The sequence below is a fragment of the Burkholderia puraquae genome, assembly GCF_002099195.1.
GTDB classification, from domain to species: Bacteria; Pseudomonadota; Gammaproteobacteria; order Burkholderiales; family Burkholderiaceae; genus Burkholderia; species Burkholderia puraquae.
Map to the genome: position 1 here is coordinate 18,297 of NZ_NBYX01000032.1, position 21,592 is coordinate 39,888.

At 59.1% G+C, this 21,592-nt stretch carries 20 protein-coding genes; 10 read left to right on the forward strand and 10 right to left on the reverse strand.

All coding sequences use genetic code 11. From position 1 onward, the window contains the following. Positions 1-91 precede the first annotated feature (91 nt). The 5 genes from B7G54_RS34745 (at position 92) to B7G54_RS38860 (ending at position 7,698) form a co-directional block, all read left to right on the forward strand. On the forward strand, positions 92-379 hold the full coding sequence (locus tag B7G54_RS34745; protein ID WP_060102835.1) for a DUF6471 domain-containing protein: 288 nt from the start codon (positions 92-94) through the stop codon (positions 377-379). A 511-nt stretch (positions 380-890) separates the two neighbouring features. After that, positions 891-2,450, forward strand: coding sequence for a class I SAM-dependent DNA methyltransferase (locus tag B7G54_RS34750; RefSeq protein WP_085043228.1), 1,560 nt, complete (start codon positions 891-893; stop codon positions 2,448-2,450). Further along, positions 2,440-3,744: a restriction endonuclease subunit S gene (locus tag B7G54_RS34755; protein ID WP_244289471.1), complete on the forward strand. Its 1,305-nt coding sequence runs from the start codon at positions 2,440-2,442 to the stop codon at positions 3,742-3,744. The genes B7G54_RS34750 and B7G54_RS34755 overlap by 11 nt, the downstream gene beginning before the upstream one ends. An 8-nt stretch (positions 3,745-3,752) precedes the next feature. Beyond that, positions 3,753-6,839 carry a type I restriction endonuclease subunit R gene (locus B7G54_RS34760; protein ID WP_060102837.1) on the forward strand — a complete coding sequence of 1,029 codons (3,087 nt, stop codon included), beginning with the start codon at positions 3,753-3,755 and terminating at the stop codon, positions 6,837-6,839. Positions 6,840-7,128: 289 nt separating this feature from the next. After that, positions 7,129-7,698 (forward strand): hypothetical protein, encoded by a 570-nt coding sequence (locus tag B7G54_RS38860; RefSeq protein ID WP_133059251.1) that lies wholly within the window; start codon positions 7,129-7,131, stop codon positions 7,696-7,698. 97 nt (positions 7,699-7,795) lie between these two features. On the opposite strand, the gene B7G54_RS34770 is transcribed toward B7G54_RS38860, so the two are convergent. Further along, positions 7,796-8,236 carry a helix-turn-helix domain-containing protein gene (locus tag B7G54_RS34770; RefSeq protein WP_085043230.1) on the reverse strand — a complete coding sequence of 147 codons (441 nt, stop codon included), beginning with the start codon at positions 8,234-8,236 and terminating at the stop codon, positions 7,796-7,798. On the opposite strand from B7G54_RS34770, the gene B7G54_RS34775 reads away from it, so the two are divergent. From B7G54_RS34775 to B7G54_RS34785, 3 genes are read left to right on the forward strand one after another with little or no spacing between them, the layout of a single operon-like run. Then, positions 8,164-8,451, forward strand: a complete 288-nt coding sequence (locus B7G54_RS34775) for a DUF4031 domain-containing protein (RefSeq protein ID WP_081067823.1) — start codon at positions 8,164-8,166, stop codon at positions 8,449-8,451. The genes B7G54_RS34770 and B7G54_RS34775 overlap by 73 nt on opposite strands. Further along, positions 8,391-9,752 carry a nucleoside triphosphate pyrophosphohydrolase family protein gene (locus B7G54_RS39235; RefSeq protein WP_165765650.1) on the forward strand — a complete coding sequence of 454 codons (1,362 nt, stop codon included), beginning with the start codon at positions 8,391-8,393 and terminating at the stop codon, positions 9,750-9,752. The genes B7G54_RS34775 and B7G54_RS39235 overlap by 61 nt, the downstream gene beginning before the upstream one ends. Positions 9,753-9,807: 55 nt before the next feature. Next, on the forward strand, positions 9,808-10,437 hold the full coding sequence (locus B7G54_RS34785; protein WP_230947426.1) for a uracil-DNA glycosylase: 630 nt from the start codon (positions 9,808-9,810) through the stop codon (positions 10,435-10,437). Here B7G54_RS34785 and B7G54_RS34790 read toward each other — a convergent pair. The 6 genes from B7G54_RS34790 to B7G54_RS34815 all read right to left on the reverse strand — a co-directional run bounded on the left by B7G54_RS34790 (position 10,429) and on the right by B7G54_RS34815 (position 14,039). Next, positions 10,429-11,262 (reverse strand): thymidylate synthase family protein, encoded by an 834-nt coding sequence (locus B7G54_RS34790; protein WP_133059252.1) that lies wholly within the window; start codon positions 11,260-11,262, stop codon positions 10,429-10,431. The two genes, B7G54_RS34785 and B7G54_RS34790, sit on opposite strands and share 9 nt — an antisense overlap. Positions 11,263-11,271: 9 nt before the next feature. Next, positions 11,272-11,832, reverse strand: a complete 561-nt coding sequence (locus B7G54_RS34795; RefSeq protein WP_165765651.1) for a C1 family peptidase — start codon at positions 11,830-11,832, stop codon at positions 11,272-11,274. A gap of 71 nt (positions 11,833-11,903) precedes the next feature. Beyond that, entirely contained in the window at positions 11,904-12,962 is a 1,059-nt protein-coding gene (locus B7G54_RS34800) for an ImmA/IrrE family metallo-endopeptidase (RefSeq protein WP_060102840.1), read from the reverse strand. Continuing rightward, positions 12,962-13,330 carry a helix-turn-helix domain-containing protein gene (locus B7G54_RS34805; protein WP_060102841.1) on the reverse strand — a complete coding sequence of 123 codons (369 nt, stop codon included), beginning with the start codon at positions 13,328-13,330 and terminating at the stop codon, positions 12,962-12,964. Before B7G54_RS34805 ends, B7G54_RS34800 begins: the two co-directional genes overlap by 1 nt. Further along, positions 13,327-13,602, reverse strand: a complete 276-nt coding sequence (locus B7G54_RS34810) for a hypothetical protein (protein ID WP_038709815.1) — start codon at positions 13,600-13,602, stop codon at positions 13,327-13,329. The genes B7G54_RS34805 and B7G54_RS34810 overlap by 4 nt, the downstream gene beginning before the upstream one ends. A 161-nt stretch (positions 13,603-13,763) precedes the next feature. Then, on the reverse strand, positions 13,764-14,039 hold the full coding sequence (locus B7G54_RS34815) for a hypothetical protein (protein ID WP_244289472.1): 276 nt from the start codon (positions 14,037-14,039) through the stop codon (positions 13,764-13,766). On the opposite strand from B7G54_RS34815, the gene B7G54_RS34820 reads away from it, so the two are divergent. Beyond that, positions 14,018-14,764, forward strand: coding sequence for an HNH endonuclease (locus tag B7G54_RS34820; protein WP_085043254.1), 747 nt, complete (start codon positions 14,018-14,020; stop codon positions 14,762-14,764). The two genes, B7G54_RS34815 and B7G54_RS34820, sit on opposite strands and share 22 nt — an antisense overlap. 747 nt (positions 14,765-15,511) lie before the next feature. On the opposite strand, the gene gyrB is transcribed toward B7G54_RS34820, so the two are convergent. The 3 genes from gyrB to dnaA all read right to left on the reverse strand — a co-directional run bounded on the left by gyrB (position 15,512) and on the right by dnaA (position 21,032). After that, complete coding sequence (gyrB, locus tag B7G54_RS34825) at positions 15,512-17,986, reverse strand: DNA topoisomerase (ATP-hydrolyzing) subunit B (protein WP_085043232.1); 2,475 nt, start codon at positions 17,984-17,986, stop codon at positions 15,512-15,514. Positions 17,987-18,179: 193 nt separating this feature from the next. Next, positions 18,180-19,286 carry a DNA polymerase III subunit beta gene (gene dnaN, locus B7G54_RS34830; protein ID WP_085043233.1) on the reverse strand — a complete coding sequence of 369 codons (1,107 nt, stop codon included), beginning with the start codon at positions 19,284-19,286 and terminating at the stop codon, positions 18,180-18,182. 168 nt (positions 19,287-19,454) lie between these two features. Further along, entirely contained in the window at positions 19,455-21,032 is a 1,578-nt protein-coding gene (gene dnaA, locus B7G54_RS34835) for a chromosomal replication initiator protein DnaA (protein ID WP_217483667.1), read from the reverse strand. A 420-nt stretch (positions 21,033-21,452) separates the two neighbouring features. Between dnaA and rpmH the strand changes: the two genes are divergently transcribed. Further along, positions 21,453-21,587 (forward strand): 50S ribosomal protein L34, encoded by a 135-nt coding sequence (gene rpmH, locus B7G54_RS34840; protein WP_004198824.1) that lies wholly within the window; start codon positions 21,453-21,455, stop codon positions 21,585-21,587. The last annotated feature ends 5 nt before the right edge of the window (positions 21,588-21,592 follow it).

Here is a 21,592-nt window from a genome sequence, read left to right on the forward strand (position 1 = left end):
GGTTTTGAATCGGTCGTATACGACCGAAATTTGCCGTGACAAAATTCCAGTCCGAGAAAAACAGAGGCGCGAGAAACGTCGAGAGGGAACGATGGAAGAACTGCCGCACAACCGTGTCCGGGCGCCGGGTCAGCCCTACGAGCAGTGGGAAGAAGAAGCGAAGGGGCTGATAGAAGAGCGGATGGTGCGGTGCAAAATCAGCTATAAACAGCTTTCGCGGATGCTCGAAGAGTTGGGAATCGAGGAGTCGCCCGACCAGATAAACCGCAAGGTGAATCGCAAGCGGTTCTCGGCGGCATTCCTGCTCGCCTGCTTGCGCGCCATGGATGGGGAGACTATTTCGCTCAAAAAGGAACTGAGTAATGCGAAGGCGAAGTAGGCGATAGGCCGCCCACTTCGACGGATTAGTCCATAGCCAGACCTGTTTCATCGCCGGCTCCCGTGTCGTACCCTCTCATAAATAGGGGGCCTGACCGTGCGGGCGGTCGATAGACGAATACAGGCTCGTTCTTGGTACTACGCGCCGGCGTTGCACCGGCGTGGGTTTACCACGGTAGGCAATGGTCAGGGGATTTTCAAGCCGGTTGGACTCCCGAGCTGGCGGTGATATCAATAGTTCCCTGGCGGGTAGGGGCAGAGGATGAGTCTGTGGACTTCGCGACCAGGGTTCCATGCGCGTCAGCGTGACATGAGTCCGGGCTCGCCGGCACAGCCTCACCAAGGACAAGGCCCGGCGTGAGTCCGCATCTGGACGCCTCAACGCGCAGCGCTCAAGCCCGTCGGCGAGCCTATGCGGCGTTCACGGTAAAATCGCCGTCGATTTTTTGAGGAACACACCGGCTTATTGTCCTGGATGTGGCCCCTAACTATGAACGGACAATCCTGTACTGATGCTTGACGACATAAAAAAAGCCCTCTGGGCTACCGCCGACAAATTGCGCGCCAATATCGACGCCGCCGAGTACAAGCACATCGTGCTGGGTCTCATCTTTGTCAAGTACATCTCGGATACCTTTGCGGCACGACGGGCCGAGCTGACCCGGCGCTTTACTGACGAGACCGACGAATATTTCCTGCACGATAGCGACGATGAGATGCTCGCTGAGGAACTCGAAGACCGTGACTACTACCGCGAGGTGAATGTCTTCTGGGTGCCCGAAACCGCGCGTTGGGAAAGCCTGCGCGGCGCGGCCAAGCAGCCCGACATAGGCAAGCGCATCGACGAGGCGCTGGCCGAAATCGAGGCGGAGAACCCCAAGCTCAAGGGTATCCTCGACAAGCGTTACGCACGGGCGCATTTGCCGGATGGCAAGCTTGGCGAATTGGTCGACCTTGTTTCCACTATCGGCTTCGGCGATGAGGCGGGCCAAGCTCGCGATGTGCTTGGACAGGTCTACGAATACTTTCTCGGTCAGTTCGCCAGTGCAGAGGGCAAGAAAGGTGGCCAGTTCTACACGCCTGCCTCCATTGTCAAGACGCTGGTCGCGGTCATGGCGCCACATCACGGAAAAGTCTATGACCCGTGCTGCGGCTCTGGTGGCATGTTCGTACAATCCGAAAAGTTCATCGAAGCCCACGGTGGAAAGCTTGGGGATGTGTCCATCTACGGGCAGGAATCCAACCCCACTACCTGGCGGCTGGCGGCGATGAACCTCGCCATTCGGGGTATCGACTACAACCTCGGGCGCGAACCGGCCGACACCTTCGTGCGCAACCAGCATCCGGACCTGCGTGCCGATTTCGTGCTGGCCAATCCGCCCTTCAACGTGAGCGACTGGTGGCACGGCAGTTTGGAGGGTGACCCGCGTTGGATTTATGGGACACCGCCGCAGGGCAACGCAAACTACGCCTGGCTCCAGCACATGCTGTATCACCTTAAGTCCAATGGCCGCGCGGGTATCGTGTTGGCCAATGGCTCGATGAGTTCCAGCCAGAACTCCGAGGGCGACATTCGCCGCGCCATGGTCGACGCCGACGTTGTCGAAGTTATGGTGGCTCTGCCGGGCCAGCTTTTCTTCAACACGCAGATTCCAGCCTGCCTGTGGTTCCTTGCCAAACAAAAGTCCAGCCGCCAAGGAGAAGTGCTGTTCATCGACGCCCGCAAGCTCGGCAGCATGATTAGCCGTGTGCAGGCGGAACTGACCGACGAGACTATTGAGCGCATCGCAAATACTGTCGCCGCCTGGCGTGGCGAGGCGACTGATGGCGTCGGCGAATACTCGGACGTTCCCGGCTACTGCCGGACCGTGAGTCTCGCCGAGATTGCAGAGCACGGTCATGTGCTGACACCGGGTCGCTATGTCGGCGCCGAGGAAGTCGAGGACGACGACGAAGCCTTTGCCGAGAAAATGCAGAAGCTCACGGAAAAGCTGGGTGAGCAGATGGCGAAGGGCGCGGAACTGGACCAGTTGATTCGGCAGAAGTTGGGGGGGCTGGGGTATGAGTTCTGAGTCGTTGCGCAGCCTAAGTCATTACATAACCTTGATACGGGGGACGACGTACAAAGGCAATCTCGTAGGTGCGCCAGGCCCAGCATTGCTAGGACTGGGAGCAATTGAGCCTGGTGGTGGGTTTCGCGAAACGGATTTCAAGACCTACGGCGGTGAGTGTCCTGAGAAGCTAATGCTATTTCCCGGCGATTTATTCGCCGCGCTAAAGGGGGCTACCAAGGACGGCAAGATGATTGGCTCGGTGGCAAGAGTGCCGAAATCCGTGGCGGTCGGCCGCCTGACCCAAGACACTGTAAAGCTAGAGTTCATCGAATCGCACAAAGCCACGAGAACATATATATATTGGCTGCTTCGAACTCCACAGTACCGGGAGTATTGCGCAGGCCGGGCTATGGGTAGCGCTGTCGTCGCGCTAAGTCGAGAGGATTTTCTTTCGTACCCCGTTCCTCCGTTGACGGCTCAGCGAGCGCATATCGTCGATTTGCTGGAAGAGATAGAACATAGATGTCGGGTGCTCCGAGAAACCAATGTGACCCTGGAAGCCATCGCCCACGCTCTGTTCAAGTCCTGGTTTGTCGATTTCGACCCAGTCCGTGCGCGGCAGGACGAGCGCGCGCTCGATGGCATTGGCGAAGCAACCGCAGCGCTATTCCCAGACAGGTTTGAGGAGTCGACCTTGGGGCGGCTGCCGCAGGGTTGGCGGGTGGGCGAACTAGGAGAGTTATCGGTTCTAAATCCCGAGTCTTGGACCTCAAAAAAGCACCCAGAATGCGTTGCTTACATTGATTTGGCAAATGTCAAAGACAATCAAATTGGTGCCGTCACGAATTATTCGTTTGACGAGGCGCCGAGCCGCGCCCGCCGAGTTGTACGCCATGGAGACACGATTGTCGGCACAGTCCGGCCTGGCAATCGCTCCTTCGCCTATATTCACCAACCAATTGAGAACCTGACGGCAAGCACAGGGTTCGCGGTATTGAGGCCCGCTCGCGCCCAGAACACTGAATTCGTGTATCTGGCTGCTACCCGCGAATCGAGTATCGAACATCTCGCACACGTGGCAGACGGTGGCGCATATCCGGCCGTACGGCCAGAGGTCGTCGCCAGCTTGGCGTGCGTCGTGCCGCCAGATGAAGTCATGGCTGCTTTTCATCAAACTACAGCGCCAATCATAAGTAGTGTGGCAGAAAACGAGAAGAAAGCTCAGGTACTTTGTGAGTTACGTGACGCCCTTCTTCTCCGCTTGATTTCGGGCCAACTTCGTTTGCCTGAAGCCGAGGCATTCGCTGCCTGAGACCGACCATGACCGAAGACCAAATCGAACAAGAAACGCTGGACTGGCTGGCCAATGTGGGCTACAGCTGCCGCTTCGGTCCGGACATTGGCCCGGATGGTGACAATTCCGAACGGGCTGACTATCGTCAGGTGTTGTTGGTCGAACGTCTGCGAAGCGCTATCGCGCGTCTTAACCCCGACATCCCGCTCCAGGCTCGCGAGGATGCTGTGCAGGTGGTGCGAGACATGGGTATCCCCGCGCTGCTCTCCGCCAACCGGCGTTTTCATCAGCTGTTGGTCGGTGGCGTGCCGGTGGAGTTTCAGTGCGACGGCGAGACGCGGGGTGATTTCGTACGTCTCGTCGACTGGGCGAACCCAGCGGCGAACGAGTGGCTCGCGGTCAATCAATTCGCCATCAAAGGCCCGCACCACACACGGCGACCAGATGTGCTCATCTTCGTCAATGGCTTGCCGCTGGTGCTCCTGGAGCTGAAAAATCCCGCCGACCAGAACGCCGACATCTGGAAGGCCTACGACCAGATTCAGACCTACAAGGCGCAGATTCCGGACGTCTTCCAGTACAACGAGGTCCTGGTGATTTCGGATGGGTCGCAGGCGCGCATGGGCTCGCTTTCAGCCAATGCAGAGCGCTTCATGCAATGGCGCACCATCGATGGTGTCAGGCTTGACCCGCTCGGCCAGTTCAACGAGCTGGAAACCTTGATACGCGGCGTGCTGGCCCCGGAATACCTGCTGGACTACCTGCGCTTCTTCGTCCTATTCGAGGACGACGGCGGTTTGGTCAAGAAGATTGCCGGCTACCACCAGTTCCACGCGGTGCGCGCGGCTATCCACCAGGTGGTGACGGCATCGCGTCCCGGAGCGAGCCACAAGGGCGGGGTGGTCTGGCACACGCAGGGCAGCGGCAAGAGCATCACGATGACCTGCTTCGCCGCGCGCGTCATGCAGGAAGCGGCAATGGAGAACCCGACCATCGTCGTCATCACCGACCGAAACGACCTCGACGGACAACTTTTCGGTGTGTTTTCGCTGGCACAGGACCTGTTGCGCGAGCAGCCAGTGCAGGCTGGCAACCGCCAGGACTTGCGTTCCAAGCTCGCCTACCGCCCCTCAGGCGGCATCGTGTTTGCCACCATCCAGAAGTTCATGCCCGGCGAGGACGAAGACGTGTTCCCGGTGCTCTCCGACCGAAGCAACATCGTGGTCATCGCCGACGAGGCGCACCGCACCCAGTATGGCTTTGAGGCGCAACTGAAAGGCAAACCCGGCCAGGAGAAATATCAGGTGGGCTACGCGCAGCACCTGCGGGATGCACTTCCCAATGCCACCTTTGTTGCGTTTACCGGCACACCTGTTTCGAGCGAGGACCGTGACACGCGCGCCGTGTTCGGCGAGTACATCCACGTCTACGACATGCAACAGGCCAAGGAGGATGGCGCCACAGTTGCCATTTACTTCGAGTCGCGTCTTGCCAAGCTCTCGCTCAAACCGGAAGACTTGCCGCACATCGACGCGGAGGTCGACGAACTGGCCGAGGACGAGGAGGAAAGCCAGCAGGCCAAGCTCAAGAGCCGCTGGGCCGCATTGGAAAAGGTCGTCGGTGCGGAGCCCCGCGTGGCCGCCGTGGCGGCCGACCTGGTGGCGCACTTCGAGGAACGCAACAAGGCGCAGAACGGCAAGGCTATGGTGGTGGCGATGAGTCGCGAGATTTGCGTCCACCTCTACGACGAAATTATCAAGCTGCGCCCCGACTGGCATGACCCGGACCTAGAGAAAGGCGCTATCAAAATTGTCATGACGGGTTCAGCGAGCGACAAGGCGCTGCTGCGGCCACATATCTACAGCGGCCAGGCCAAGAAGCGGCTGGAAAAGCGGTTCAAGGACCCGGCGGACCCGTTGCGCATCGTTATCGTGCGCGACATGTGGCTGACCGGCTTCGATGCGCCGTGCGTGCATACGTTGTACGTGGACAAGCCCATGAAGGGCCACAACCTGATGCAGGCAATTGCCCGGGTGAACCGCGTTTTCAAGGACAAACAGGGCGGTCTTGTAGTCGACTACATCGGCATCGCCAACGAGTTAAAGAGCGCGCTGAAGGATTACACTGCCAGCAATGGACGGGGACGTCCGACGGTCGACGCGGCCGAGGCCTATTCCGTGCTCGCGGAAAAGCTCGACATCCTGCGCGGGATGCTTCATGGCTACGACTACAGCGACTTCCTGACCGGGGGCCACAAATGCCTCGCCGGGGCGGCCAACCACGTGTTGGGACTGAAGGACGGCAAGAAGCGCTTTGCGGACACGGCGCTCGCAATGAGCAAGGCCTTTACGCTGTGCTGCACGCTCGACGAAGCCAAAGTCGTGCGCGAGGAAGTAGCCTTCATGCAGGCCGTGAAGGTCATTCTCACCAAGCGCGAACTGAGCGACAAGAAGAAGACTAACGAGGAGCGCGAACTCGCCATCCGGCAAATCATCAGCTCGGCCGTGGTGTCCGAGAAGGTGGTGGATGTGTTCGAGGCCGTCGGTCTCGAAAAGCCGAACATTGGCATTCTCGACGAAGACTTCCTCGCCGAGGTTCGCAATCTGCCGGAACGCAATCTGGCCGTGGAACTGCTGGAGCGGCTGCTGGAAGGTGAAATAAAGAGCCGCTTTGCAAGCAATGTCGTGCAGGAGAAGAAGTTCTCTGAGATGCTCGCCAACGTCGTGACGCGATACCAGAACCGCGCGATTGAAACTGCACAGGTCATCGAAGAGCTCATTGACATGGCGAAGAAGTTCCGCGCTGCCGCGAACCGAGGCGAGGAGCTGGGCCTGACGGAAGACGAAATCCGCTTCTACGACGCCCTTGCCAATAACGAATCAGCGGTCCGCGAGCTGACCGACCAGACGCTCAAGAAGATTGCACACGAACTCACCGAAAACCTGCGCCAGAACATCACAGTGGACTGGTCGGAGCGGGAGAGCGTGCGAGCCAAACTGCGGCTGATGGTCAAGCGCATCCTCCGAAAATACAAATACCCGCCAGACCAGCAGGACGGCGCGGTGGAACTGGTCCTGCAGCAGGCCCAGGCGCTCGGGGAGGCGTGGAGCTAGCCTGGCCGTAACGTATTCCCAAGCTCTCCCGCGGTCGCGTCGGGACTCTAGCTGCTCAACAGAAGTTGCTGGAGACGCATAACACGGACGAGAACGCCGTTCTTGAGTTTCGCCCGAGCACCCGGCAGCTGATGCACGTCACCTGCCTGAGAATATTGAGGCGTGGCTCAATCCGGGCACATCGAGTCTGGAAGCGATGTACGCCAGCCTTGATGACAAGGACAGGCCATACTATGAACAACGTCTCGCGGCGTGACGCCGCTCTTGAAGTCGTTCACAGGCTCCCATCATGACTTTCCAAAGCGAATTCGCAGTAGTCGACGCAATCACGCGGAGCCAACTGCCCACTCATGGAGTTGATGCTTTTTCGCTATCCATTATCAAGATGGAGCGGCAGCTTCGAAAGCTCTTCACTTATCTCGTCTTTCAATCTCCAGCGTTCGGCCCTGAGCATATTGGACAGTTGAGGGAGGTATTGGGTGCCAGTAAGCGTGCATATTACGAAGGATTCGAACTAGGCATAAATGCGCTGTACCGCGCATCGGTCGAAGACATGGTAGGCGCGGCCTACGCCGAACTCAGGCCAGTCCTTGATGACGCGAGAGACGTCCGAAATAAAATTTTCCATGGCCAGCTGACCGAGCGTTGTTTGCAACGAGAGGGCCTCGCTGAACTATCCGACTCCATTCGCAGATGGTGCTTCGACCTCGCGACTGGAGCAAGTGCTGAGGTTGGCTACGACGGATTCGAGAGACCCTCTTTTCGAAAAGGGCCGGCGAAAATCGCTGATGGCTTCCAAATTCAAATTCAGACGCCCGAGGAATATCGAGCCTTTATCCGGCGCCATGTTAACCGTTAGAGGAAACGCGGTCGAACAGATTGCCTCGCTCACTCTGCAGCACCTTCCGACGGCCGGAATCAAGCCATCACAGTCCAGCGTACGTCAGAGATACGCCTCAACGAAGCTCCTGAAGCGCTCGGACCAGAGCAATCGCGGCAGCTCTGTGCCTAGCAGACCGGCCGAGCAACTCGGCGAATTGCTCGACGATGCAGTCTGGCTCCCCGACCCCGTCGTCAACTTGAATTTGCAAAAAAGCGGCGACTTTTTGCAAATTCTGAGACACGATTTTGAACTCAGCTCTCTCAAATCGGGAAAGCTGGCCGACATCCACGTTTAGCTTGGACGCTAGCTGTTCCAACGTTAAGCCGAGCTCCTTCCGTCGGTGACGAAGTGCGTCACCGAGTTGCTTTGCCGCCAGAACTGACTTGCGATTTGTTTGCATATTGCTTATCATTTTGCAAATATTTTTGCAAAATGGCAAGTATGGCAATCTACGTTGACGATGAGCGCATATCTTGGCGCGGGAAGCAGTGGTGTCACCTAGTTGCGGATTCATTGAACGAACTGCATGATTTCGCCCAGCAACTCGGTCTCCGCCGGTCTTGGTTCCAAGAGCGTTCTATCTACCCGCACTACGACGTTACCGTAAGCGTAAGAGAGAAAGCCTTGATGCTTGGTGCTTTGAAGGGTGACCGCGGGACCATCGTGACATGCGCGAAGCGGCTGAAGACGGAGCTTCGCAGTGGGAAAAATGTAGTGTCGCAGCCATAGACAAACCAGAACTAGGGGCCACCGTCGTGTTCAATCCGGACAATTCCGCAAGGAACTCAGCTTTGCCGCTTTCCGAATATGAGGCACGAGCCTCGGCGTCGAACCAGTTCAACGGGACCCCTGAAGCGTTCAATCAACTCAGATACGGCCTTTTTGGTGAAGTCGGAGGAATTCTGGCTGCCATCAAAAAATCTAAGCGCGACCTCGGGCCGGCGGAGCAGGCGAACGTAACGGAAGAAATCGGCGACGCGCTCTGGTATCTAACAACCGTCGGCATTGAATGCAAACACAGCCTGAACGACCTCGGGCTCACCGCCCTGGAAGAACTTCAGCGCCGCCTCGAAGTAAATCACAATAGGCCAACAGGCTACGTAACGTTCGCTGAGTTCGATGGCTTGATAGCGTTCTGCCAGAATAAGCTTGCCTCAGACACTCGCACTGAAACGCTTTGCGGGCTCGGTGCACATTGTGGCCAACTGATGGCCATATCGGGTGTAGGCGACCTCGCAAGCCACTCAAGCCTCGAACTGCTCGGCTCGTTGCTGGCAGACATGGTACTTGTCTGCGCCCAATTTGGCCTCTCAGTCGCCCAAGTCGCCAAAGAAAATCTGGATAAGTTCGAATCAAGGTGGCCACGAGAGGGAACCGCCTATCATGCGCTGTTCGATGATTCGTTTTCGGAACTCGAACAACTGCCTCGGGAGCTCACGATGCGGTTCATCGAACTGCATGGACCCGATGGTGTCCCCTATGTCGTCCAGCAAATGAACCGTGTGAACATCGGTGACAGGCTGACCGACAACCGCACGGAACCGGACGGTTATCGGTTCCACGACGTATTCCACCTAGCCTACATCGCTCACTTAGGCTGGTCACCGGTCGTCCGCGGCCTGCTGAAGCTCAAGCGTAAGAGCAACCCGCAGGTCGACCGTGACGAAGATGGCGCTCGAGCGATGATTATCGAAGAAGGCATTGCCACCTGGATTTTCAATCATGCCTATCGCCATCGGTATTTTACGGATACCGCACCTGGTAAGCTGGACTACGGCGTGCTGAAGCAGGTCCGCGAGATGGTGAAGGGCTACGAGGTCTACGCGTGCCCGCTGTGGCAGTGGGAAAAGGCCATCCTTGAGGGGTTCAAGGTTTTCCGTGAGCTTTGCGAAGCAGGAGGCGGCGAAGTGACTGTGGATATGAAAGCACACACCATCGCCTTCTCTCCGATACGGGAAGAGGAGAAGCCAACCTCGGTGGTGGTGGTCCCGAAGAAGATGGTGGTCGGCGCTGTGCATCCCGACTTTTGAATAAAGAAGAAGTATGACTCCTCGTTCATTTGTTGCTGCGCTGTCCGAAATCGGAATGGAAGGCGTATTCAATCCCTACAGAAATCGCTGCGAGGTTCATGACCTTGCCGACGCACCTGCCGTCCGCCGAAGAAACCTTCGCAACTATCTGAGCGCCATCGAGCAGCTCGGCGTCGACACGATTTGGATGGGCCGCGACCTTGGTTATCGAGGCGGCCGACGCACTGGATTGGCGTTGACAGACGAGCGGCGGCTCGACGCCGTTGCGCTGTCGTATCCGGGCGCGGCTGCCAACAAAGCAACCAGAGGGCCCGTTGTCGCGGAGAGGACCGCTGCTGAGATTTGGGCAATCTTGGAGCGACTGGAGCGGCGTCCGCTTTTGTGGAACGTATTCCCCTTCCATCCGCATGAAGCCGACGACGCGCTGACGAACCGGAAATTCACCGCAAGAGAGTTAGCCGCTGTATCCGAACTGAATGCCGCGCTCTTCAATTGGCTAAAGATACGCAGAATCATCTGCATCGGTCAGGATGCTGCCACGTACGCCAAAGCATTCGGCGTAAGTGTCGAGTGTGTGCGTCATCCGAGTTACGGCGGCGTCTCGGACTTTCGTCGAGGCATGCAGGAAATATACGGAGACAGCTTGGCACCGCCAGCCTCCGCGACGCAATCGACTTTATTCTGACTCAGCAAGGCCCAATACTTCTTGGGCTCGCTGTACGCCGCCCCAAGTCTCGGCATCGAGCACGGCATGCGACGAGAGGCAAGTAAGTGTCCCGACTTTCAGTTCTGCCTCTTTCGCAACAAAGGAAAGAAGTTGAGCCAGGCCCAAAAGATTGCCGAGTGCTCGAGCGCAGTAATGATGTGACCGATACATCGCCGTGAGGTGCACAGCATAGCCGTCCGCCTCTCTGACACGCTTGAAACTGAGATGGGAGAGGCAGGGCATCCCCATCCATCGACGCCCGTCTATCGCAGCGTTGTATGTCGGCACATCGCCTTCCACGCCATCGTCAATGGCCAAGTCCGCTGCCGGGTCCGCGACGCCGAGTTCGTAGGCGGACGCAAATGAAGAGACTGACCCGTCCTTCTTCGTCGGTTGCCCGTCTTGGCGTAGTCGGTTAACGAGCATATCCAAAGGATTGATTGACTCTTTTCCCTTCACAGGAGGCCTGTCAATCATTCTCGAAGCGTAAGTGCCCCACGTGCCATGCTTCTTTCCGCGCTTAAGCATGGCCCTGTACTTGTCGTAAAAATCGGGACGGCCATGGCGCTCGTACAGGTCCAACGGAAAGATGGTGCCTGCAACCGTACGGAGGGTAAGGTCTTCGGCCTCCAGAGCGACGTCCACTCGCTGCATTATTGCCCGGTCCTCGGCAGTTACGGCGAGCGGTTCAGTGATTTCGAGCACGAGGTTCATCGCCGTACGATTTGGAGATGACTCAAGATGCTTGGCGGCAGCTAGCCACGTCGGCACTACCCGCAATTGCTTGTCAAAGAGAATGGCCATATCGTTGTTTTATACCGCAAATCCCTCTTGCATGTGCAGCCGAAGATGTCTTTCTGGCACCCAAGCATGCCCCTGATTACCCCATTCAGCTCCCCAAGAGTTTCGGAGATAAATATGCGTTTCGTTGGTCGTGCGATGCGTGCCGACTCCCACGGCGACCATCGCGTGAAACTGGTCCGGAATGACATATGGGTCGAACTCGACAATACCATCTCGCGGATAAAACAGCGACTTCGTGACCGCCATCACTACACCGACTGCCCGCCCCTGGCGGACCAAGGCGGTAACTTCAGAGAGTGCCAAGGCACGCTTGTTTGATGGGCTTCGATAGAGCGGCATCAACCCGATAGGCGGAGCTTGAAGCGGCGCGTCCTGCGAATCTGGGCGATAAGGGTAGATGTGTTCTTCCGGTTGTCCCGGGCTCGCGACTGCCATGAAAACCTGGTCTACGGTAAAACCGTCGCCAGGCTCCCAGCTTTCCTCCGCCTTAGCGGCATGATGGCACAGGAACTCGACGCTTAGATGTGCAGTTGCGTTGGCGAAAGCATTCAAATCGGAAGTCGTGAACACCAAGCATGTCGGTCGCCGACCTTGATTGCGCGGTGGCCCGAGGCGCTCCGAGTGATTCACTTCAACCTCAATCATTCGATACCCCGAACGCTATTGAGCCTGCGTGCGCGCTCAGGTCTCGACAGCCCGCCATTCACGTCGTCGAATTCGGCACTGAAAGCAAGTGAATCTTGAATCTCGGACTCATGGGACCACGGCGCGGTTTCATGAACCGAGATTGTCGAGCGCCTCTTGTGGTCAATTGTGGAGTCGCTGCTGAAGTCGATTGTCGGCGTCAGTGCATATCTCATCGTGGTACCCGCGCCCAGACCACCCACTCGAATTGGCCTGTCTTCACGGCCGGATACCACGCGTGCATCCTGCACGAACGGTTCGAGCGTAAATCCTTCACAACGCAACTCATCGACGGTCCACAAATGACCCGCGGCGGCATGATTGGGCAAATCAACTACAAAGCGGTCGGTCGACGCTGGTTCGATAATCCGGTCTTTGTCAGTCTTATCAAGAATCCAGACGTCGCCGGGCGCCTTCGCTGACATGTCGTCGATGTTCAAAGCAGCAAGCTTGAGGGCCTTTGGTTTCTGCCCGAGTATGCGAGTCGCCGAGAGTGTAGACAGCAACCCAAGGCGTACGAGCGACCAGGTCATCGCTTCGAGGCTCGTGCCCAGCCGAAGAGAGAGCTGATAGACAATCGCCGGGTTGTTCAAGTGTCCCTTCGACCAACCCTTCATTCTCATGACGGCAATGACAAGCCAGCGAGGCGCAAGCAGCGAATATGCAAACTGATTTGCCTGCTGTTCGACGAGGGCCGCGTTGGTCCCGATGTCTACGGTCTCGTCAGTGTTACTCTCATGTCCGAGAAAGTAGTGACCGAGCTCATGTGCGCATGTCATATGCACCAGTCCGCGGGGGCGCAATACATTGACCAATATCCCCGCTTCACCATCCTCTCGAAGAAAGCCACCGAGAAGCTTTTCCAACGGCCGGAACATCACTGTCACATCGGCCTCGCTGGCTAACTGGGCCGGGTCAACTCGCGTATATCCGTCCCTAATGCGGTCCTTTGCTCGGAATTCATCCAGAACTTCAGCGGCCCGGCGTCCAGCTTGCAACAAGTCGTCACGCGCCATTACGAGCCTCGTCGTTTTGATTTTCCAGAGCTACGCAGGAATTCGGCGAACCGACCTAGCTCTTCGAAGTCCCGGTCGCTCAGGCCGTGCGTCGCCCGCGCAAGAAAGACAACACGAGTATCCTGAACGTTCGATTCGCCAGTGAGAAAGAACTGCACCGTTTTCCCGTACAACTGGCTCAGCTTGTCCAATTCAACGGCCTCGACCTTGCGGGTGCCGGCTTCGATGTTCGTGACCGCTGGTCTCGAAATTCCGAGAACGGTGGCTACATCCTCTTGCGACATCCCGACGTACTCCCGGGCTTCGCGCAGGCGCTGGGCGAGGAGCAATCTTTGTTCATCAGTCGAGTCTGGGGTGCCCTGGCTCATTTTTTCTTGGCTTGGAGGTACGAAATGACCTTGGCGGACAGCCCGTCTACGAATTCCTCTCTCGTTTTGTAGCCGCCGGCTCGAATAACGCTGTTCGGGAGCTCAGTTCCAACAATCTTATCGAGTATTGCCAACACCTCGACTGCTGTCATTGATTCAATCGGCTCAAGCAATTCATCTACTGTGCTCGGCCCACCCGCTTCGGGTATCAGTGCATGCTCGTCCCAGAATTCTTCCAACGCCGCTTTAATCTGTTTCTCAAGGTCCGCCATTGTTCCCTCGCACGCAGCTGTTGATGTACGAAAATCGTACAACCAATGTTTGATTTTGTCAAAGAACAGAGCTGGCCACGACCGCGAAACTTGAGGGAGTTGAGCGGAGGTTGAGGCGCCGCAGTCTTATATCCGCAGGTAACAGCGCCTTTCGATTGGATTCAAGCTCTCGCCGCGCGGATGTCGTTGCGTCTACCGACAATCAATAGCCGCCACGCTTCGAGCTTCTCGATGTCCTCGCCAAGTTCGTCAGGATGCGGAATAGGTATTCTGCTGACCAGGACGGCGGCATCGTGCTCGAACTTCGAGCTTTTGGTCATCCCTGCTTCAATCGTGCGGTACTGCCAGGCGGGAAACTGGCGCGGCGGACGCGGTGAAATGAACTTAACCCTCGCTATCTTCCGAGAATCCGGACATGCCTCGATACCTTGTTCCATCATCTGCATTTCAGCTTGCGCTCGACTTGGCGCGGGCGGTTGTCGCTGGAAGCCTGCAACTACCGCAGGCCGAACGAGCATTGCGCGATTCCTATCCTGAAATGTCGCCTCGCGCTGCGAAGGGCTACATCGGAGGTTACGTTGCTATGCGCCGCGGCGCCAAAGGCTTCGCGACGACTATCGCGGCGAATGCTTGGAAGCTTTACCTGAAGGATATTGCACAAGATGGCGCCGGTCCGCTTTCTGTCGCGCTGGACGCGTTCTTGTCCCATATCGTCTATATCCAGAGCAAAACGAAGGGCCCGGAAGCTCCACTGCACCAGGTGCACGATGAGTTTGTTGAGTTGCTGAAGGGTATGGCCGTCCACGAGACGGTTGTTGAGAATCTGGACGTCGCTGTCCAGAAGTCCCTGAAGTCTTCTGCGGATGAACGTAGAGAGCGTCTCGCCAGTGCAAACAGGCAACCCGAACAAGTCGTCGTGTTGACCCGCGCTTTTAGGCGGAATCCGGACGTCATTGCGGAAGTTCTGCTGCGAGCTGATGGGACGTGCGAAGGGTGTGGGCAGTCGGCACCGTTTCAGCGTTCAGACGGGAGGCCGTACCTCGAGGTGCATCATCGCCGGCGTTTGGCGGACGGCGGTGACGACAGCGTCGAGAACGCGATGGCCTTGTGTCCGAACTGTCATCGCGAGCGACACTACGGTATCAACTACGCCAATGGTTGACGCCAGGAAGTGAGCGCGCGCGGCTGCTAGGCGAGAAGCGGCGCGCCAGGCGTGGTGACGCTGGGTGGAAAGACGCGGAAACTGCGGGGGAGCGGGAGGGAGAGACCAGAGCCGAAGCCCCGGCCCGCCCGCTCGATGGATTCATTCCGTGACAGTTTTTTCGGAATTTCCCTTCGAAAGCGGGCGATTTGGTGTCGCCGGACTAGAAGTGTTCACCTTGCGCAATCAAGCGCTTGCAGTCGAGTAACAGCTTCTTGTGCGGAAATCTCGGTGTTGTGTAACGACTTCTAATCCACATTGCCGCAAACACCGCTTCCCAGCCGGCCACCCGGTCCACCGTCACCGACTTCGCCAGATTCCAGGTTTGTCGACGTCAGAAAGGAAGGCATCAACGGCCAATCCAGCCCGTGGTCTTTTGGAGGAGCTGGGCGTCGCGCGATTGGAACGAGAAGAAACGACGAAGCCAAGCAACACGCGTCGTCGCCGGGCGCTCCGAAGAAAATCGTTGGGGCGCCCCACCAAAGTATGTCTGCCGAGCAGCGCAGCCGGCAGAAGGCGGCCTGAAAAGCCGCCGCACGATTTTGCAAGACTGCCAAAACGACGGCTACATCAACAACGTGGCCGTCGTTCTCGCGGCTGTGGCGTCAGTCTGGAGCCGTCACGTGAGCTATCGGAGCGCATCCATCGATAAATGTCTCAACGGATGCTTCCCAAAATCCCATATTATGGTTCCCGCTACACGACGCCTCAAACGTCAATATTCCCCGCCCGCAACGCATTCGACTCGATAAACGCCCGCCGCGGCTCCACATCATCCCCCATGAGGGTAGTAAAGATCCCATCCGCAGCAATCGCGTCTTCGATCTGCACACGCAGCAACCGTCGCACCGCCGGATCCATCGTCGTTTCCCACAGCTGCCCGGGGTTCATCTCCCCAAGCCCCTTATACCGCTGCTTCGAAACGTTCCGCTCCGCATCCGCCAGCAGCCACTTCATCGCGCTCTTGAAGTCGCTCACAGCCATGCTGCGTTCCCCACGCTTGATAACCGCACCTTCCCCAATCAGCCCCTTGAACGTATTCGCGGTGGTCACGAGTTGCTGATAATCCGCCGTGTGCTGGAATTCCTGGTCGATGACCGAAACCCGCACATTGCCGTGATGCGTACGCTCGACATTCAGCGACCGTTGTTCGCGAACCGGGTCATACGAAGGCACCACGCGCACTTCGTTCTTCAAAGCCTCGTCATGCAGCGCGGCGTGTAGCGCCTTCGCCGAAGCCTCCGTCGAAGCCTCATTGGAGAGATCGATCACCACCCCATCCATGACCGCTTCCAGCGCGGCCGGGTCATACAACCGGCTCAACCGCTCGATCACGCTCTGCGACAGCAGATACGACCGTGCCAGCTCCCCAAGCGCATCGCCGGAAATCGCAGCCGCATTTTCAACAGGCACCAGCTCCGACCCTTGCAGCGCCAACCGCAGCATATGCGCGTTGAGCTCCACGTCATCCTTCAGATACCGCTCGTCCTTGCCCGCCTTGATCTTGTAAAGCGGCGGCTGTGCGATATACACGTACCCGCGCTCGATCATGTCCGGCATCTGGCGATACAGGAACGTGAGCAGCAGCGTCCGGATGTGCGCACCGTCCACGTCCGCGTCGGTCATGATGATGATGCGGTGATAGCGCAGCTTGTCGAGGTTGTAATCCTCCTTGCCGATCCCGCACCCGAGCGCAGTGACCAAAGTGACGATCTGTTCCGACGACAGCAGCTTGTCGTAGCGCGCCTTCTCGACGTTCAGCACCTTGCCCCGCAGCGGCAGGATCGCCTGGAACTTCCGGTCACGGCCTTGCTTGGCCGACCCACCCGCCGAGTCACCCTCGACGATGTAGATTTCGCACTTCGCCGGGTCTTTCTCCTGGCAGTCCGCGAGCTTGCCCGGCAGGCCGACGCCGTCGAGCACGCCCTTGCGGCGCGTCATCTCACGCGCCTTGCGCGCCGCATCGCGCGCACGCGCAGCTTCAACGATCTTCCCGCAGATGATCTTCGCGTCGAGCGGCGTTTCGAGCAGGAATTCTTCCAGCGCCTTCGCGACGACTTCTTCAACCGGCGCGCGCACTTCCGACGACACCAGCTTGTCCTTCGTCTGCGAGCTGAACTTCGGCTCCGGCACCTTCACGGAGAGCACACACGACAGCCCTTCGCGCATGTCGTCGCCGGTCGTCTCGACCTTCGCCTTCTTCGCGATTTCGTTGTCGGTGATGTACTTGTTGATGACGCGCGTCATTGCGGCCCGCAGGCCGGTCAGGTGCGTGCCGCCGTCGCGCTGCGGAATGTTGTTCGTGAAGCACAGCACGTTCTCGTTGTAGCTGTCGTTCCACTGCATCGCGACTTCAACGCCCACGCCGTCCTTTTCGCCGTTGGCGAAGAACACCGTCGGGTGCAGGTTGGTCTTCGTCTTGTTGATGTACTCGACGAAACCCTTCACACCGCCGGCGAACGCGAAATCGTCTTCCTTGCCCGAACGCAGATCGGTGAGACGAATCCGCACACCGTTGTTCAGGAACGAAAGCTCGCGCATCCGCTTCGCGAGGATGTCGTAGTGATACTCAACCGTGCCGAAAATGGTCGGATCGGCCATGAAGTGCACTTCGGTGCCGCGGTTCTCGGTGTCGCCCGTTACCAGCATCGGCGACACTTCCACGCCGTCCACCATCTCGAGCACGCGATCCTGCGCGACGCCGCGATGGAACTCCATGAAACGCTTCTTGCCGCCGCGGCGCACGGTAAGGCGCAGCCAGCTCGACAGCGCGTTCACGCACGACACGCCCACGCCGTGCAGGCCGCCGGACACCTTGTAGCTGTTCTGGTCGAACTTGCCGCCGGCATGCAGCTCGGTCATCACGATTTCCGCGGCACTGCGCTTCGGCTCGTGCTTGTCGTTCATCTTCACGTCGGTCGGAATCCCGCGGCCGTTGTCGGTCACGGAAATCGAGTTGTCGGCGTGAATCGTTACGTGGATGTCGTTGCAGTACCCGGCCAGCGCTTCGTCGATCGAGTTGTCGAGCACCTCGAACACGAGGTGGTGCAGACCGGTGCCGTCAGACGTGTCGCCGATGTACATCCCGGGGCGCTTGCGCACCGCTTCCAGGCCTTCGAGGATCTGGATCGACGAGGCGCCGTAGCTGCTGTTATCGGGTTGCGAATTGTGCTGTTCACTCATGGATATCTTCCGGTTCTGCGAGGCCACTCTCGTGGCGGCGCGGTGCGTTTCAGCGAGAGAAATCGCCGGGCCGCTCGAGTTTCCTGGCCCGCCCCAAGCGCCGAAAAGGCGCCAAAGGGGCGGGTTGTCGGTTCGCCATAAAAACGCCAAAGGGGCTTGCCGCCCCCTGGTGTGTGTCGCGATGTCGAGCGCGTCAGATGCGCATCGGCATCACGACATACTTGAACTCTTCGTTCTCGGGCACGGTAATCAATGCGCTCGAGCTGGCGTCGCCGAGGCTCACCTGCACGGTGTCGACCTTCAGGTTCGCGAGCACGTCGAGCAGATACGTGACGTTGAAGCCGATGTCGACGGTATCGCCCTGGTAGGCGATTTCGAGTTCTTCCTGCGCCTCTTCCTGATCGGCGTTGGTCGACATGATCTTCAGCTGGCCCGGCGCGATGATGCAGCGCACGCCCTTGAACTTGTCCGAGGTCAGGATCGCCGCACGTTGCAGCGAGCGCTGCAGTTCTTCACGGCCGATTTCGAACGTGTTCTTGTGCGCCTTCGGGATCACGCGCTGGAAGTCGGGGAACTTGCCCTCGACGAGTTTCGACACGAGCTCGACCTGGCCGAACGTGAACTTGGCCTGGGTTTGCGCGATGTCGATGGTGACGGTGTCGTCGATGTCTTCGAGCAGGCGCTGCAGCTCGAGAATCGTCTTGCGCGGCACGATGACTTCCTGGCGGCCGAACGTGCCGCCTTCGAGCTTCATCGACGAGAACGCGAGGCGGTGGCCGTCGGTGGCCACGGCCATCAGCTGGTCGCCGTCGACGACGAGCAGCATGCCGTTCAGGTAGTAGCGGATGTCCTGCTGCGCCATCGCGAAGTGCACCATGCCGAGCAGCTGGCGGAACGACTTCTGCGGGACGGTGAGCGTGGCGCCGAAATCCTTCGCCTGCGCGACGGTCGGGAACTCGTCGGCCGCCAGCGTCTGCAGTGCGAAGCGGCTCTTGCCCGATTGAACGGTGAGGCGCTTGTCGGCGAGCGACAGCGTGACCTGGCCGTCAGGCATCGCGCGCAGGATGTCGAGCAGCTTGCGCGCCGCGACGGTGGTCGCGACCTGGTCGCCGCCGACGCCGAAATCGGCGTGCGTGGTGATCTGCAGCTCCAGGTCGGTCGACAGGAACGAAACGTCCGAGCCGTTCTTGGTGATCAGCAGGTTGGCGAGGATCGGCAACGTATGGCGGCGTTCGACGATGCCGCTGACCGTTTGCAGCGGCCTGAGGAGGGTGTCTCGTTCGGTCTTGACCAGTTGCATAGAGTTCCTTCGTTGAGTAACGGCCTGCAGCGCAGCAGCCACGCAGCGCCCCGCCGGCCGGGCTCTTGGCCCGCCACCACCGGGGCGGTCAAACCAGTATTGTGCCTCAAAACCGAACCGCCCCCCTTAAATTGGGGCGGAGGCCGAATTATCAAGTGCGCCGCGCGCTCAGCCCTTCAGCGTCTGTTCCAGCACGTGCAGCTCGTGGTTGAGCTGTGCGTCCTTGCTGCGCTCGTCGGCGATCTTGCGCACCGCGTGCAGCACGGTGGTGTGATCGCGCCCGCCGAACAGCTCGCCGATTTCCGGCAGGCTCTTCTGCGTGAGTTCCTTCGCCAGGTACATCGCGATCTGCCGCGGCCGCGCGATGTTCGCGGGGCGCTTCTTCGAATACATGTCGGCGACCTTGATGTTGTAGAAGTCGGCGACGGTCTTCTGGATGTTCTCGACCGAAATCTGCCGGTTCTGCACGGTCAGCAGGTCCTTCAGCGCTTCCTTGGTCAGCTCGATCGAGATCTCGCGGCCGTGGAACTTCGAATACGCGAGGATCTTGCGCAGCGCGCCTTCGAGTTCGCGGACATTCGAGCGCAGGTGCTTCGCGACGAAGAACGCGACGTCTTCCGATAGGTTCACGCCTTCCGACTGCGCCTTGCGCATCAGGATCGCGACGCGCATTTCCAGCTCGGGCGGCTCGATCGCGACGGTGAGGCCCGAGTCGAAGCGCGAGATCAGGCGATCGTCGATGCCCGAGATTTCCTTCGGATACGTGTCGCTGGTGATGATCACCTGCGCCTTGTTCGCGACCAGCGCCTCGAACGCGTAGAAGAATTCCTCTTGCGTGCGCGACTTGCCGGAGAAGAACTGGATATCGTCGATCAGCAGCAGGTCGAGCGAGTGGTAGTAGCGCTTAAAGTCGTCGAACGCCTTGCGCTGGTACGCCTTCACCACATCCGACACGTATTGCTCGGCATGGATGTAGCGGATTCGCGCGCCGGCCTTGTCGAGCAGCAGCTGGTTGCCGATCGCGTGGATCAGGTGGGTCTTGCCGAGGCCGACGCCGCCGTACAGGAACAGCGGGTTGTACGAGATGCCGGGGTTGTCCGCGACCTGGATCGCGGCGGCGCGCGCGAGCTGGTTCGCCTTGCCGGTCACGAAGTTGTCGAACGTGAGCACGGGGTTCAGCTTCGAACGTTCGTACATCGAATCGGCTTCGCCGCCGTTGGCCGGCGCGGCACCCGGGCCCGGCCGCCACGTGCGGCGGCCGGCGGCCGCCTCGTGCGCGGGCAGGCTCGGCAGGTCGATGTCGGCATCGTCGGCGTTCAGGTGGTGCGCGGCGGCTGCCGACGGCGTCATCGGCACGTCGGCCGGCGCGGCGGGTGCGGCCGAAGCATTCGCGGCCAGGTTGGCGGCGATCGCAGCGACCGTGGCGGCAGGGCCGCTCGGTGCCAGCGGCGCACGCGGGGCGGCCGATGCTGCACCGGCTGCGGCGCTGCGCATGCCTGCCTTCGGATCGAGGACGAACTGGACTTCGATCGGCGCGTTCCAGAAATCCCGGGCCAGATCGGAGATCCGTCCCGAAAACTGGCTCTTGACCCAGTCGAGCTTGAAACGGTTCGGCGCGGCGATGGACAGCGTGTTCGCCGACGCATCGAAGGCCACCGGGGCCAAGGGTTTGATCCACGTCACGTACTGCTGGGGCGTCAGCTCGCGCTCCAGCAGTGCGGAACAGTGTTGCCAGAAATCGTTCATCAAGTCACTGTCGTTTTTTGCATGCACAGCGCGGCTCGCCGGCGCCCTTGTCGCGGTGGCGCAACAAGGCCCGAAGCGGTCGTGCGAGCGTGCCTCGGACGCCTGCGTCACAGTCTTGGAGGGGCAGGCGCGAGCCGAGGCGGCGTGCGGGATTCTTGGAGATAAGGCGAGATTCTAACGCCAAAAGCAGCCACAGCGGGAGTTATCCACAGGCCGTGATTGTGGGTCGCGGGGCCGGATCCGCCGGGGTGGGCACAGGCGAGCGACGCCTAAAGTATTGACCGTCAACGGAAAAACGGTTTAAATAGCGGGTTCCGCGAAAACCAATCCTGTATTCCCGGCGATTGCGTTCGCCCGAATGCCTCCGGTTAGGGCACGCGGTCCCCTGAATTTCGACATTCTCGAACAAGTGAGAACATCATGAAACGTACTTACCAACCGTCCGTGACGCGCCGCAAGCGCACCCATGGCTTCCGTGTCCGCATGAAGACGGCAGGTGGCCGCAAGGTCATCAACGCTCGCCGTGCGAAGGGCCGCAAGCGCCTCGCCATCTAAGGCAG